This is a genomic window from Citrobacter sp. Cf088, from assembly GCF_030334295.1.
Classification (GTDB): Bacteria; Pseudomonadota; Gammaproteobacteria; order Enterobacterales; family Enterobacteriaceae; genus Citrobacter; species Citrobacter freundii.
Window position 1 is genome coordinate 18,334 of sequence record NZ_JAOWEE010000053.1, and the last position, 14,668, is coordinate 33,001.

13 protein-coding genes are annotated in these 14,668 nt (G+C 50.0%); 7 read left to right on the plus strand and 6 right to left on the minus strand.

The features are described from left to right. Positions 1–107: 107 nt before the first annotated feature. Positions 108–491, plus strand: a complete 384-nt coding sequence (locus OGV71_RS12870) for a cupin domain-containing protein (protein ID WP_080953243.1) — start codon at positions 108–110, stop codon at positions 489–491. Between the two features lie 37 nt (positions 492–528). Here OGV71_RS12870 and OGV71_RS12875 read toward each other — a convergent pair whose 3' ends face one another. The 3 genes from OGV71_RS12875 to OGV71_RS12885 are packed head-to-tail and all read right to left on the minus strand — an operon-like array spanning position 529 to position 3,854. Next, on the minus strand, positions 529–1,392 hold the full coding sequence (locus tag OGV71_RS12875; RefSeq protein WP_003845017.1) for an AraC family transcriptional regulator: 864 nt from the start codon (positions 1,390–1,392) through the stop codon (positions 529–531). A gap of 15 nt (positions 1,393–1,407) precedes the next feature. Beyond that, complete coding sequence (gene ypdB, locus OGV71_RS12880; RefSeq protein ID WP_003028240.1) at positions 1,408–2,142, minus strand: two-component system response regulator YpdB; 735 nt, start codon at positions 2,140–2,142, stop codon at positions 1,408–1,410. A gap of 14 nt (positions 2,143–2,156) precedes the next feature. Then, complete coding sequence (locus tag OGV71_RS12885) at positions 2,157–3,854, minus strand: sensor histidine kinase (RefSeq protein ID WP_204583390.1); 1,698 nt, start codon at positions 3,852–3,854, stop codon at positions 2,157–2,159. 387 nt (positions 3,855–4,241) lie between these two features. Here OGV71_RS12885 and alaC point away from each other — a divergent pair, with 387 nt between their 5' ends. Then, on the plus strand, positions 4,242–5,480 hold the full coding sequence (alaC, locus tag OGV71_RS12890; protein WP_003028236.1) for an alanine transaminase: 1,239 nt from the start codon (positions 4,242–4,244) through the stop codon (positions 5,478–5,480). 65 nt (positions 5,481–5,545) lie between these two features. Here the strand turns inward: alaC and ypdK are convergent, their stop codons facing one another. After that, complete coding sequence (ypdK, locus tag OGV71_RS12895; protein WP_010723117.1) at positions 5,546–5,617, minus strand: membrane protein YpdK; 72 nt, start codon at positions 5,615–5,617, stop codon at positions 5,546–5,548. Positions 5,618–5,960: 343 nt separating this feature from the next. Here ypdK and OGV71_RS12900 point away from each other — a divergent pair, with 343 nt between their 5' ends. Next, the gene (locus OGV71_RS12900) at positions 5,961–6,578 is read left to right on the plus strand and encodes a lysozyme inhibitor LprI family protein (RefSeq protein WP_003839265.1); all 618 of its coding nucleotides are present in this window, start codon (positions 5,961–5,963) and stop codon (positions 6,576–6,578) included. Positions 6,579–6,619: 41 nt separating this feature from the next. On the opposite strand, the gene lpxP is transcribed toward OGV71_RS12900, so the two are convergent. Beyond that, the gene (gene lpxP, locus OGV71_RS12905) at positions 6,620–7,540 is read right to left on the minus strand and encodes a kdo(2)-lipid IV(A) palmitoleoyltransferase (RefSeq protein ID WP_032949710.1); all 921 of its coding nucleotides are present in this window, start codon (positions 7,538–7,540) and stop codon (positions 6,620–6,622) included. Positions 7,541–7,980: 440 nt separating this feature from the next. Here lpxP and OGV71_RS12910 point away from each other — a divergent pair, with 440 nt between their 5' ends. Further along, positions 7,981–8,223 (plus strand): YfdY family protein, encoded by a 243-nt coding sequence (locus tag OGV71_RS12910; RefSeq protein ID WP_003028231.1) that lies wholly within the window; start codon positions 7,981–7,983, stop codon positions 8,221–8,223. 108 nt (positions 8,224–8,331) lie between these two features. Here OGV71_RS12910 and pgtP read toward each other — a convergent pair whose 3' ends face one another. After that, positions 8,332–9,723 (minus strand): phosphoglycerate transporter PgtP, encoded by a 1,392-nt coding sequence (gene pgtP / locus OGV71_RS12915; RefSeq protein ID WP_204583391.1) that lies wholly within the window; start codon positions 9,721–9,723, stop codon positions 8,332–8,334. A 415-nt stretch (positions 9,724–10,138) separates the two neighbouring features. Here pgtP and pgtC point away from each other — a divergent pair, with 415 nt between their 5' ends. From pgtC to pgtA, 3 genes are read left to right on the plus strand one after another with little or no spacing between them, the layout of a single operon-like run. Continuing rightward, the gene (gene pgtC / locus OGV71_RS12920; protein ID WP_103414868.1) at positions 10,139–11,338 is read left to right on the plus strand and encodes a phosphoglycerate transport regulator PgtC; all 1,200 of its coding nucleotides are present in this window, start codon (positions 10,139–10,141) and stop codon (positions 11,336–11,338) included. An 11-nt stretch (positions 11,339–11,349) separates the two neighbouring features. Next, positions 11,350–13,344 (plus strand): two-component system sensor histidine kinase PgtB, encoded by a 1,995-nt coding sequence (gene pgtB / locus OGV71_RS12925; RefSeq protein ID WP_204584398.1) that lies wholly within the window; start codon positions 11,350–11,352, stop codon positions 13,342–13,344. Then, positions 13,334–14,581, plus strand: coding sequence for a two-component system response regulator PgtA (pgtA, locus tag OGV71_RS12930; protein WP_204583392.1), 1,248 nt, complete (start codon positions 13,334–13,336; stop codon positions 14,579–14,581). The genes pgtB and pgtA overlap by 11 nt, the downstream gene beginning before the upstream one ends. Positions 14,582–14,668 lie beyond the last annotated feature (87 nt).

Here is a 14,668-nt window from a genome sequence, read left to right on the forward strand (position 1 = left end):
GTTATTTTACAACGATCCTGGCTGAGATTACGAATCGTACAATAAATGACCGCTGCTGATATAATTTAAGAGCGGCCATGCGCGTAATCAACCTAAGGAGGTGCGCAATGGACAAAGCAGAAGTGAAGTCATTTGGTCTTCCAGACGAAGTTCGTGAGTTCCCTCACGGGCGACTGGAGCTTCTCGATGTGGGAGGTGCAATTGTCGGCCGTGCGGTCCTGGAACCAGGCTGGCGGTGGTCTACGTCAGTTCAACCTATCGCTGGAACGAAGAGTTGCGAAGCCCCTCATTTTCAGTACCACGTTTCCGGTGTGCTGCGGATAAAAATGGATGATGGCAGCGAATTTGATTGTAAGCCCGGTGAGCTGTCGCGCATTCCTCCAGGCCATGATGCCTGGGTGGTTGGCGATGAATCCGTGGTGATTGTTGATTTCCAAGGAATGGTCAATTGGGCTAAACACACAGACATCGGCTGTAACGACTCACCATAAAGCAAAGATGCGGCGGCCTTGGCAGGTGTTGACATAATCAACGCGCTGACTGAAAACGCGCGCCGTACTCTCCCGGCGTCAGGCCAAACTGACGCCGGAACAGGCGGCAGAAATAATCACTGTCATGGTATCCACACCGCTGTGCGACTTCGCTAATCGACAGATGGTATTTCTGCAAGATAATGCGCGCCTTCGCCATTCTTACCCACCGCAGATACTCGACGAACCCCATAGTGCCGTGCTGGGCAAAAACTTTTGACAGGTGATTGGGTGTGATATTAAAAAACTGCGCCACGCTTTCGCGAGTCAGCGGCTGGGCATAGTTATCTTGTATCCAATTACACATACTATGATAGAGAAATTCAGCGCGTGGGCGCTCAGTGTCTGGGCGGGTATTCACCACGCTACGACACAGATGCAGCAGACTAAGCACCAACGGCTGAATGATATCCTGGGCCTGAGGAGAGCGGCTTAAATGCGTTAATGCGGTGAGCATCGCCTCGCCTTCGCCGCGCTGTGGATGGGGTAACTCAATACGGCGTACCGGACGAAGCAGCGATGCGGTTCGATTATCGTAAAAAGAGAGTCCCAGCCATGCCGGAGAAAAAACCAGGCTCAGCAGCATCACGGGTTTGTCGCCGCCGGGCAGATTGGCCGCTTTCGCCGGGATAAACAGCATGTCGCCTTCTGCCAGGTTATGCTGCTGTTTTTGCAGTTGGTTGCTGTATTCCCCACGTAGCACGATATCAAGGCGCGGAAGATCAATACATAAACTGCCGGTCGGTAACGTGGCGGGCTGGGTTGCGAACCACACGTGCCCCAGACGCTGTGGGTTTAACACCAGGCCACTGAACAGATCGGCGAAAAACTGTTGGTCTGCGGGAAGGCCTGGCTCTTTCATCGCTCTTTCTCTGCGCTATAAGTGCATTAACTGTCTGAACTCTTTCACTTTACTCCGACTAACCGGGATTTCAAATTCCAGATCTTTTAAGCGCAAAATATAGGTATTGTTAAACCAGGGTTCGATCTCGCGGATTTTATTCAGATTCACGCAGAACGAGCGGTGGCAGCGGAAGAAATGCGAAGCCGGCAGTTTGCTGCAAAATTCGGTGATGTTCATCGGCATCACGTACGATTCGCGCCGGGTGTAGACAAACGTCATCTTTTCATGGGCTTCTGCGTAGTAGATGTCGTTGATCGGGGTCACGATGATCCGCTCATCTTTGATCAGGTTGATCGTATCGTTTTCGCGGGCCACCGGACTGGCGAGCGAAGTTCCCGTTTGCTGCTGTTGCCAGGCGGCTTCCAGCTTTTGCAGCATGCTGACAATGCGTGATTCCTGGTACGGCTTCAGAATGTAGTCAAAAGCTTCCAGTTCGAAGGCTTCAACGGCGTGTTCTTTCCACGCGGTAATAAACACAATAAAGGGTTTATGCGCGAACTGGCTGATATTTTGTGCCAGCAATACGCCGTCCAGCGAGGGAATATTAATATCCAGAAAAATGGCGTCAACGCGGTTGTGCTGGAGATATTTCAGCACGTCCAGACCATCGTCAAACGTGCCGACAATCTCCATCTGGCTGTGCTCTTTTATCAGCCAGCTCAGTTCCTGTTGGGCCAGGAATTCATCTTCAACAATGATGACTTTCACGACTTCACTCCTGGTTAAAGCAACAATGTGGCCGGTGCGGCTGCGGGCGAATGCTGATTCGGTACATAAAAGGCAATCTCAGTGCCGGGCTCCAGACGGCGGATATGTAATCCCTCACCGTAGAGCAGCTTAACGCGATGGTGCACATTCAATAGACCAATTTTATTGCCCGGCATTTCATTGGATTCGACCCGTTCAATCACTTTTGGATCGATACCGTGGCCCGTATCCCGCACGGCTATCCGTACCCGGTTACCACACTCCGCCACGCTGATGGTGACCACACCTTTCCCTTTGCAGGGCTGAATCCCATGGACGATAGCGTTTTCTACCAGCGGCTGAATCAGCAGGCTGGGAATATAACAGCTTACCTCTTCATCGATATCATAAATAACCGTTAGTTTGTCGCCAAAACGCGCTTGTTCGATGGCGATGTAATCCTTGATTTGATACAGCTCTTTTTTGATATCGATCTGCTCATCGTCTTTTAATTCGATATTGTAGCGAAGATAACGCGACAAATTAAAAATGAGCTGGCGTGCGGTGTCTGGGTTAAGTCGTACCGAGGATGAAATCGCGTTCAGGGCGTTAAACAGGAAATGAGGATTTATTTTACTTTGTAGTGCGCGTAGCTCTGCCTTATTTGCCATTTCGCGTAGCTGTTCCGCCCGGGAAACTTCAAGCTGAGTCGAGATAATTTGCGACAGACCAATAGCCATTTCCTGCAGCGAGGAGGTTATCTGGTGGGCGTGACAGTAGTAGATTTTTAGCGTACCGGTGACAACACCTTTCTCCCACAGCGGGATCACCAGCATGGAGTGTATTTCCGGTGTGCGATGCGCTTCATCATTGTTTTTAATGATGATTTTTCCGTAATTGATCGCCTGCTGCGTGGTAGGACTGACGAAATCATCGTTATCACGGTAGTTAAGTTCCCCCACGCCAACGTAGGCCAGAACGTGCTTGGTATTGGTAATTGCGACGGCGTCCGCATGGATGTCATGGCGAATAATTTCGCATACCTGGCGGAGCGACTCGCTGTTAACCTGCCGAAAAAGCGGCAAGGTTTTGTTGGCAATATCCAGCGCCAGCTTAGCCTGCTTCGCAGCGCTGGCCTCTTTCTCGCCCTCCACGCTTTGCACCAGCATGACGATAAAGCCAATGCAGACGCTGCCCAGGATCATTGGGATACCGATTTTTGAGACAATATCCAGTCCCAGTGCGATAGAGGGGGCCCAGACGACGACGAGGATCATCGTCAGGGATTCGCACAGCATTCCGCCTAAAATGCCCGCTCGCCAGTGCTGCGCTTTAGGGATCTTACGGTTGATCCACCCGGCAATACAGCCTGCCAGAATACTGGTGATAAAACAGGGCAGGGCGGTGACGCCGCCGATGTCGATCAGATAGCGGTGGGTACCCGCGATGAGGCCCGTAATGATACCGACCCACGGGCCAAACAGAATCCCCCCTGACATGACCGCGATAATACGCACGTTAACCAGTGAGCCTTCAACCGGTACGCCGGACCAGGTACTGAACAGGGCAAACATTGAGAAAATCGCGGTAACGGCGAGCAGCTCTTTTGGGGAGTGGGCTGATTTGTGCAACAGTTCGCGGAACAGGCGGATACGAATCAGGAAAAACAGACAGAACAGCATCAGTGCTGCCCGGTCAAATACCGCCAGCAGCATATTGAATATTTCGTGCACGGGTGACTCTTGCGCAAGGGTTAAACCTCTATGATAGGTAACCTGGGCCAGGATGACCAGCACCCACGCAGCCTGTGCCTAATGAGGAAAAACCATAATATTAAAAGGGGATTGTTGCATGATTGTTGTATTTACAATACCTGTCCTGTCAGCGCTGCATTCAAGGTAATGTATTTAACAACAAAATGTTAAATGATGGTAATTTTAAGCGGGTTGTGAAAATGAATATTTCCTCATTTTACTATGTTGTTCCTCTTTTTTGTCAGGAAAAAATATTTTGTTTTGCCTCTCGACAGAAGGAAATTATTCAGGCTATTTTCTAAACGTGCCACCATCGTGGCAGCGTCGCTCGGACGGTCCGGGCGCTAACGTTAATCTGAGGATATTATGGCTGACTCCCGCCCTGAACGTCGCTTTACGCGTATTGATCGCCTTCCCCCGTACGTTTTTAACATCACGGCTGAACTGAAGATGGCTGCGCGTCGGCGCGGCGAAGATATTATCGACTTCAGCATGGGGAACCCGGATGGGGCCACGCCTCCTCACATTGTTGAAAAACTGTGTACCGTGGCGCAGCGCCCGGATACGCACGGTTATTCCACTTCTCGCGGTATTCCGCGTCTGCGTCGGGCGATTTCCCGCTGGTACCAGGAACGCTATGACGTTGAGATCGATCCTGAATCCGAAGCCATTGTGACCATCGGTTCCAAAGAGGGACTTGCGCACCTGATGCTGGCAACGCTCGATCACGGTGATACGGTCCTCGTACCCAACCCAAGTTATCCCATCCATATTTATGGCGCGGTGATTGCCGGCGCGCAGGTACGATCTGTGCCGCTGGTCGAAGGCGTCGATTTCTTTAATGAGCTGGAGCGCGCGATTCGCGAAAGCTATCCGAAACCGAAGATGATGATCTTAGGTTTCCCGTCGAACCCGACGGCACAATGCGTCGAGCTGGAGTTCTTCGAAAAAGTTGTGGCTCTGGCTAAACGCTATGACGTGCTGGTGGTTCACGACCTGGCCTACGCTGATATTGTTTATGACGGCTGGAAAGCGCCATCGATTATGCAGGTACCGGGCGCTCGCGATGTCGCAGTTGAATTTTTCACTCTGTCGAAAAGCTACAACATGGCGGGCTGGCGTATCGGTTTTATGGTGGGCAATAAAACGCTAGTGAACGCGCTGGCGCGAATTAAGAGCTATCACGATTACGGAACCTTTACACCGTTACAGGTTGCGGCCATCGCCGCGCTGGAAGGCGATCAGCAGTGCGTGCGAGATATTGCAGAGCAGTATAAACGTCGTCGTGATGTGCTGGTCAAAGGGCTGCATGAAGCTGGCTGGATGGTCGAGGTGCCAAAAGCCTCGATGTACGTTTGGGCGAAAATTCCAGAGCAATATGCCGGGATGGGGTCACTTGAGTTTGCCAAGAAACTGCTGAATGAAGCGAAGGTATGCGTTTCGCCGGGGATTGGGTTTGGTGATTATGGTGATACGCATGTGCGTTTTGCGTTGATTGAAAACCGTGACCGTACCCGCCAGGCTATTCGCGGTATCAAAGCAATGTTCCGTGCAGATGGCCTGTTACCGACCAGTGCAAAATCGACTTCTGAAAGTACCGACTGACCGAATGTTCCCCCAAAACGCAAACAGGAGCCTGATGGCTCCTGTTTTTTGCTGCGTCTTTTAATTTAGATCATCAGGGCGAAAGTACCGGCCCAAACGATGACCATAAAAGAAATGCCCATAAAGAAATATTTCACTTTTCATCTCTCCGCATACCTTGGGTATGTCTAAATGAACATATGCTTACCTGACAGAGAGCTGATGCACGCATAAACGAAATGGAGAATTCCCCTCGTTTACTTGGCTGCATCACCTCAGAATTCTGAGCTTTAATGCTCCAGACGGCGCTAATGTACGCCTAAAAATGAGGTGAGACAAGAGGCATTTTTTTATTTAATTTTAATAACTTACAAGTGTCGTGATTCGGCGACAGTTTAATTTCTTTCGGTAATAAATTGCTATTGAGCGACGGAATGCTTACTCGGATAGTTCTCATATCGCCATGATGTTAATGCGGTTAATTTTTCGCGGAATTTAATAATGAAAAGGTTAAAAATGACCAGGTTAATGATGTTAGCACTCGCTCTTACGCCGTTGACGTCGATGGCGGCCTCGCCGCTGGCGTTCAATTTCAGCTGCGCAAGTATTGGTGGTGTGAATAGTGATGGTAAAGGCAATGTCTGGATTGATGGCGGGAAGGCGACGGTGAAGGCTTTCAATGAAAACTATTGGGAGGCGACAAGTGGTAAAAATACCGTTTCTATCTCCCGCAAAGATGACGGAAATCCGGACGTATCCTGGACTGGACCTAATCGTAAGCACGGGGTTTGCCTGCCGGAGGACAATATTGATTACTCTCCAGCGAAAAAATCGACCAACGCTGGTCCGTCTTACTCCTGCTCTGCTGTTCAAAAGGGAAGTGCGGAAGATATTATTTGCCAGAGCCCATCGCTCTCTGCAATGGATCTGAAATTGAACGAAATTTTTAAACAGGCACTGGCTAAATCGAAGAATGATCCGATGTTAAAAGCAGAGCAGCGCGGTTGGATCAAAGGACGCAACGAGTGCTGGAAGGAGAAGGATGATGAGCCAGCCTGCATTGCCCGAAGCTATAGCGAACGAATGACTGAACTCCACAATAAATGGGGCGTGAAGTAATTCAGCCGTAGAAAAAAAGAAAGGCCTTGCGGCCTTTCTTTTCAGATATATAACGAGGCTTCACCCATCGGGCGCGTTTTGAAGCGACGGTGGATCCAGAGATACTGCTCGGGGGCGCGCATGATCTCTTTTTCGATAATTTTATTCATATAGGCCGCTGCCTGGCACTCATCAGACGGGTAACCTTCCATTTCAGGCGTGATGAACAGGCGATAACCAGAGTTATCTGCTTTTCTCACCATGGTTACGGTCAGCATCGCTGCACCAGACAAACGCGACAGCACGTAGGTACCGTTGGTGGTTGCCACATCTTTGACGGCAAAGAAGGGGGCAAACGAGCTTCCTTTACGACCGTAGTCCTGATCGGGGGCAAACCATACGGCTTCTCCTTTTTTCAGAGCACCGACAATACCACGCAGATTATTTCTGCCGATCATCGCCTTGTTGGAGCGCATACGACCACGGGTTTGGATCCACTCCATCAACTTATTGTTGTGCGGGCGATAGGTCGCCATCATTGGCTGACAAAGCCCCATTACTCGGCCACCCAACTCAAGCGACATAAAGTGTACGCCGACAACCATCACGCCACGATTTTGCAACTGGGCGCGCTTCAGGTTGTCCAGTCCTTCTACATCAAACCATTTACGCACTCGACGGTCCGGCCAGAACCAGGCCATACCTGTTTCAAGTAGCCCCATGCCGAGTGAACGGAAATTCTCATCGACCAGTTTCTCTCTTTCTTCCTGCGACAAATTTGGGAAACAGAGTTCGAGATTTTTACGTGCAATAGATTCACGGCGTTTTAAAAATGGACGAGCCAGCGTTCCTGTACGGGTACCAAGAAAACACAATACGGGATAGGGAAGCTGTACCAGTAACCAGAGCACTCCAACACCAAACCACGTGAGCCAGTAGCGCGGATGCAAAAACGCGCGTGAAAATTTACATTGGGGGAACATAAGCACCTGTTGTTGATACGAAATAGATGTATCGCGAAGATTCTTTGTCTTTCGCTTTACACTCTGTACTGATCGTTAGGCCGCCATGAACGACATTGGTTCCTGTAAAGAGTGTAAAACTGAGTCAGGACAAAACCACGAGGGGGCATGAATGATCGGACGCACAATGTACACCCGAAAATTAATGTCAGCCAGAAATAATTACTCAAGATTCGTAAATGTTTTTAAGGCGATTAAGAACAAAAATTAACCTATATATAATCCGTTGTTTTTATGCAGATTAAATAAATGTCTGCCCGAGAGAGTAATAGTATGCAGGTGAAGGATTTTTGTAACTAAGATGTTGCTGAAATTGCACGAGGATAGGAATTGTCTTAGAATATAAAGTTAAGGGAGTGTAAGGACTTACGTTAAGTTTACGGCAAACAGGAGGTATCGCTATGCTCTATTTCTGGATCTTTCTCGCTCTGAGCATTTTGTGCGTCAGTTGCTATATCTGGCAGGTTATGGGCGCTGCGGCGTCAATCAGCGCTTTTCTCGGCATGGCCATCCTTACGGCATTAATTTACTTTTTTACTATGCGATTGACCAATGGTAACGAAATGGTAACCGGGTTATTCCTGTTTCTTGCTCCTGCTTGCGGTTTGATTATTCGCTTTATGGTGGGTTACGGTAAGCAATAATTTGGAATGTTACGTTTAGCAATAAATTATCACGTTGAGCTTTTTGTTATTTATCTGAGTTATTGAAGTGCCAGCATCGCTGGCACTTTTTTGTGAGAGCGAAATGAATTACCGGGCATCCGCCAACTGGAGTGAGGCTTCCTCTTGCTGAGCATTTTTTCGCTGTTGTTCGAGCTCCAGCGCGCCACGATGAGAGAGGTAGCAAAACAGGATGCAGCAGACAATTCCACCCATCAACAGATAGAATCCGCCATGCCATCCCATTTTGTCGACCATTACGCCAAACAGGCTGGTTCCCAGCGACGCGCCAAAAATGTAGCTCATAAATCCGCGTAAACCTACCGCTGACCCCACAGCGAAGCTGGGGACGATTTCCATCGTCTGAACAGAAGCGAGGAACTGTGGAACATAGATCAGGCAACCCACAATGGCGGCAAAAATAGTGACCATCAGCAGGGATTCACTTTTCCAGTAGCCGATCAAACAGACGAAAATCAGCGCCATACAAATCATGGCCAGCGGCATGCGACGGCCTTTAAACAGTTTATCGGTAAGCCAACCCGCCAGTAATGTGGAAGGGATTGCCGCCCATTCAAAAAACAGAAAAGCGATGCTCATTTGCTCTTTCGAAAAATGTTTTTCGGTTAACAGATAAATAGGCAACCAGCTAATCATGCCAAAACGCACCATATAGACGAAGACATCTACCAGTGAAACATACCAGGCATTCTTATTACGCAGCACATAAGTGCAGAAGATCTGGAAGGCATTCATATTTTCTGGCGCCTGGACAGCGTGTCGGGAATTTAATACGACTTTTTCTTCCGGCATCATTTGTTCCAGAGCCGGTAAGCCTTCCTGGCGCGGTGAACCTTTCCCCAGCATTAGCACAATAAAAGCGAACAGGACGGCCACACCGGCCGGAACAATATAGCTGGCACTTTGCCAGTGCTCGCTCCCCAAAATGGCAAAGGCGGCACCCACGATCGGGGCAACAATACCACCGCCAACATTGTGAGAGATATTCCAGAATGCGCCAACGCGCCCACGTTCTTTACGTGGAAACCAGTTGGCAATGGTAATAAATGAAGGGCCAACGCCCATACCCTGGAATAAACCGTTGAAAACGACCAGAGCGGCAAAAATCCAGAATCCGGTACTGAATCCTAAACCGACGTTTACAATGGCGCACAGAATCAGGCCGCATGCCATAAAGACCTTAGGGCTGGCCTTGTCTGCCAGGCTGCTCATAATGCCTTTACTGATCCCATAAGCAATAAGCATGCAGCTGCTGAGTAGACCAATTTGTGTGGCACTGAGATCCAGATGTTCCTTCAGGTACGGTGTTGAGAGCGTGAAGTTATTGCGCACAATATAGTACGCAAGATAGCCAAGAAATACGCTGAGTAATGCCTGAATGCGGTATCGGCCATACGTTTCCTGGACTTTCTCCGCCGGGACTTTATTTGCCGCTGGCTCTGTTTTAAATATTGATAACATATCATCACCTAAATTTATATTGATGTGAATATCAGGATTTTTCGCAGTGAAGAGTGAAATAGGCGGCAGAGAAACTCAAGTTGATGAAATGAGTCACTATTGACACAATTTGTGGATTGCGTGGCTGATTTTGACTCTTTTTAAATAATGGATTTTCAATTCTATTCTTTTACGGACGTTTTTATCATCGGCGTGTGCGGATATTAACAAATTCAGGCTGCGTTTTCGGGTATTCTTTACCGATGCCGTCACTTTCCGTTTGGTTATTCTACGAATAACCTTATTCTTCCCTCTGGCAGTGATAAACGGGTAAGTTTTGTCTCAATATTATTTTTTGCACATGTTGGTATTTATGAACGGGATCACAAACAGACTTTTGGGCCGGGGGCGTTGTTGGGCGATCTTGCTCTGTTTTATGTCGCTGTCGGTGAGTTATCTGGCGCAGGGTAAAGAGCTGGTAATGGCGACAACCTTTTCACCGGGGGCAACGGCCTGGATTATTCAGCGTTGGCAGACGGAACCGGGGTCGGTGATGATTCGCACATTAAACCGGACCAGCAGTTCACTGGAACAACTGCTTGATACTGCCAATGCGGAGAACGTCGATTTGATTTTGACCTCGTCGCCCATGCTGTTGCAGCATCTTCAGGAGCATCAGAAGCTGGCGCCCTTCGATAATGTGCTGCCGGAAAGCCAGCGGCTGGTGCCGGACTCGATTCGTTCTACCTCCGTGGCTGTTGCGATATCTGGTTTTGGCCTATTGATTAACCGTTCTGCGCTGGCGGCGCGTCATTTGTCGCCTCCTGCTGACTGGGGGGATTTAACGCATCCTAAATATCAGAACGCTTTGTTAATGAGTAGCCCGTCGCGTTCCGATACCAACCATCTGATGGTTGAGTCGTTGCTACAGCAAAAAGGGTGGGAAGAGGGCTGGGCGACATTACTGGCGAGTGCTGGAAATCTGGTGACGATTTCATCACGCAGTTTTGGCGTAGCCGACAAAATTAAGAGCGGCCTTGGCGTTGCGGGGCCGGTCATTGATAATTATGCCAACTTGTTGCTTAACGATCCTCACCTGGCGTTTACCTATTTTCCACGCTCGGCGGTATCGCCAACCTATGTTGCTGTTCTCAATAACAGCCAGCATCCCAATGAAGCGCGTCGTTTTATCCGCTATTTGTTAAGCCCGGAGGGACAGCGGATCCTTGCGGATGCGAATACGGGGAAATACCCGGTAACGCAGCTCGCATCTGATAATCCCCGCGCTGCTCAGCAGGCCATTTTAATGAACCAGCCTGCGCTTAATTATCGGCTGATCCTTAAGCGGCAACAGTTGGTGCAGCGGATGTTTGATACCGCAATCAGTTTTCGTCTTGCGCAACTAAAGGATGCATGGCGGGCGCTATACAGTGCGGAAGCTCGCCTGAAACGCCCGCTACCCGAAATCAGAGCCTTACTGACCAGCGTTCCGATAGATGCCAAAAGTAGTGAAGATGAAGCCTGGCTTGCGCAGTTTGATAATAAAAGCGTTGCCGAACAGCAGATGATGGAGTGGCAGCTCTGGTTTCTTAAAAATCAGCGTCAGGCGATATCAAAACTGGAAGAATTAAAATGAAAGGTGGATCGATACTGCACCGTCTGCGTCAGCTCAGCATCAGCAGCAGTCTGCGAGGAGCCTTTCTGACGGGCGCATTACTGACGTTGAGCGTAAGCTGCGTCAGTTTGTACTCCTGGCATGAGCAGAGCTCGCAGATACGCTATTCGCTTGATGATTACTTCCCGCGCGTGCATTCCGCTTTTTTGATTGAAGGGAATCTCAACCTGGTTGTGGACCAGCTTAATGAATTCCTGCTGGCTCCCAATACGACGGTAAGGCTGCAACTGCGCAATCAGATAATCTCGCATCTGGATAAAATCGAAGTGCTGAGCAGGGGGTTGCAACCAGCAGAACAGCAGCAGCTGGCGGTGATTTTGCAAGACAGCCGGGCGCTGATGGCAGAACTGGACCGGGTGCTCTACAACATGTTCCTTGTACGCGAAAAAGTGAGCGAACTTTCCGCGCGCATTGATTGGCTACATGATGATTTTACTACTGAGCTGAATTCACTGGTGCAGGATTTTACCTGGCAGCAGGGGACGTTGCTGGATCAAATCGAGGCCAAAAATGGTGATGCGGCGCTGTATCTCAAACGTGCCCGAGAGGTGCAAAACGAGCAGCAGCAGGTTTACACCCTGGCAAGAAGTGAAAACCAGATCGTTGATGATTTACGCGACAGGCTTAATGAACTGAAATCGGGTAGCGACGACGGAATGCTGGTGGAGAATCACATCCGCTACCTGGAAAATCTGAAGAAAACGGCGGATGAAAATATCCGTACCCTTGATGACTGGCCCAGCACTATCACACTGCGACAAACTATCGATGAGCTGCTGGAAATCGGGATGATGAAAAATAAAATGCCCGATACCATGCGCGATTATGTCGCCGCGCAAAAAGCGCTCGTTGATGCCAGCCATGCCAGAGAGGCCACACTTGGGCGCTTTCGAACACTGCTTGAAGCGCAACTGGGGAGTAGCCATCAGCAAATGCAGACGTTTAACCAACGGCTGGAACAAATTGTTCGTGTCAGCGGTGGACTTATCCTGCTGGCGACGCTGCTGGCGCTACTTCTCGCCTGGGGGCTTAATCACTACTTCATTCGTTCGCGTCTGGTGAAACGTTTTACTGCGCTCAACCAGGCCGTGGTGCAAATTGGTCTTGGCAGAACGGATGCCACTATCCCGGTATATGGACGCGATGAACTGGGGCGTATCGCAGGCTTGCTGCGCCATACTCTGGGCCAGTTGAGCGCGCAAAAAAATCAGCTGGAGCAGGAAGTGACTGAGCGCAAAGAGATTGAATCCGATCTTCGCGCAACGCAGGATGAGCTGATCCAAACCGCAAAACTGGCGGTGGTCGGCCAGACTATGACCACGCTGGCGCACGAGATTAATCAACCGCTGAATGCGCTGTCGATGTACCTGTTTACGGCGGGCAGGGCAATTGAACAGGGGCAATCCGCTCAGGCCAGAAGCACATTAACCAAAGCGGAGGGACTGATTACTCGCATTGATGCCATTATCCGTTCGCTGCGTCAATTTGCGCGCCGGGCCGAGCCAGGTACGCCTCTGCATCCGGTCGATCTCCGACAAACGTTCAATGCTGCCTGGGAACTGTTGTCCATGCGGCATATGCCACAGCAGGGTACGCTGACGCTCCCAGACCGGAGCGTGTGGGTGGCTGGTGATGAAGTGCGTATTCAGCAGGTGCTGGTAAACGTCCTGGCAAATGCGCTGGATGCCTGTCCGGTAGCGGCGAAAATAGATGTTCACTGGCAGGCCGAAGGCAGCCGGTTGTGCGTATTTATCAGCGATAACGGCCCCGGTTGGCCTGGGGCATTATTACCATCACTGTTAAAACCGTTTACCACCAGTAAGGATGTTGGCCTCGGTATTGGCTTATCGATTTGTGTATCGTTAATGATGCAAATGAACGGCGAACTGCGCCTGGCGTCAACCCCGGGGCGCAATGCCTGCGTCGTTCTGCAATTTAATCTGACGGATGTAAACGATGTTGAGTGATGAATATTCTGTTCTGCTTATTGATGATGATGCCGATGTTCTCGACGCTTACACTCTGTTGCTTGAACAGGAGGGATATCATGTATTCGCATGCAGTAACCCTTTTGATGCCCGAAATTGGTTGCAGGCCGACTGGCCAGGGATTGTCCTGAGCGATGTGTGTATGCCTGGCTGTAATGGAATCGACCTGATGACGTTGTTTCATCAGGATGACAATCAGCTTCCGATCCTGTTGATCACCGGGCATGGAGATGTTCCGATGGCGGTGGACGCGGTGAAGAAAGGGGCGTGGAACTTTCTGCAAAAACCGGTTGATCCTGGCAAACTGCTGGTGTTGGTAGAGGATGCGTTGCGTCAGAGAAAATCTGTTATTGCACGTCGTCACTATTGCCAGCAAAAGCTACAAGTTGAACTGGTCGGCTACAGTGACTGGGTTAATCAGTATCGCCAGCGTTTACGGCAACTGGCGGAAACGGATATTGCCGTCTGGTTTTATGGCGAGCCGGGAACCGGGCGTATGACCGGGGCCCGTTATTTACATCAACTTGGGCGCAGCGCTGAAGGCGCGTTTATTCGCGGTGAACTGACGCCCGGGAACTCGGAACAACTCAATGACCTTATTGCCCAGGCGCAAGGGGGAACGCTGGTTCTGAGCCATATTGAGTGCCTGACGCGTGAACAGCAACACCAGCTGGTGCATTTGCAAAGCCAGGAGCGACGTCCGTTTCGCTTAATTGGCATTGGCGCCACTTCGTTGGTGGAACTGGCGGCAACCAACCAGATTGTGGCCGAACTCTATTACTGTTTTGCGATGACGCAAATTGGTTGCCAGCCGTTGTCTCAGCGCCCGGATGATATTGAACCGCTGTTTCGCCATTATCTGCAGAAAGCCTGTCTGCGTCTGAACCATCCTGTGCCTGAGGTTGACGGGGAATTACTAAAAGGTATGCGGCGTCGCGTGTGGTTAAGCAATGTTCGGGAACTGGCCAATGCCGCCGAGCTTTTTGCCGTTGGGCTATTGCCACTGGCTGAAACCGCGAATCCGCAACTGCATTTGCCTCAACCGACACCGCTCGATCGTCGGGTCGACGAGTACGAGCGGCAGATCATTACTGAAGCGCTAAATATCCATCAGGGGCGTATTAATGAAGTCGCGGAGTATTTACAAATCCCGCGTAAAAAACTCTATTTACGCATGAGAAAATACGGACTGAGCAAAGAACACTATAAGTTTTAGCAGGTGGAATGTGGGGATGAAGAGACGTTGACAGTATTTCGGTGGCGGCGTGAGCGTTCACCGAAATACATAACGGATATCTGGTTT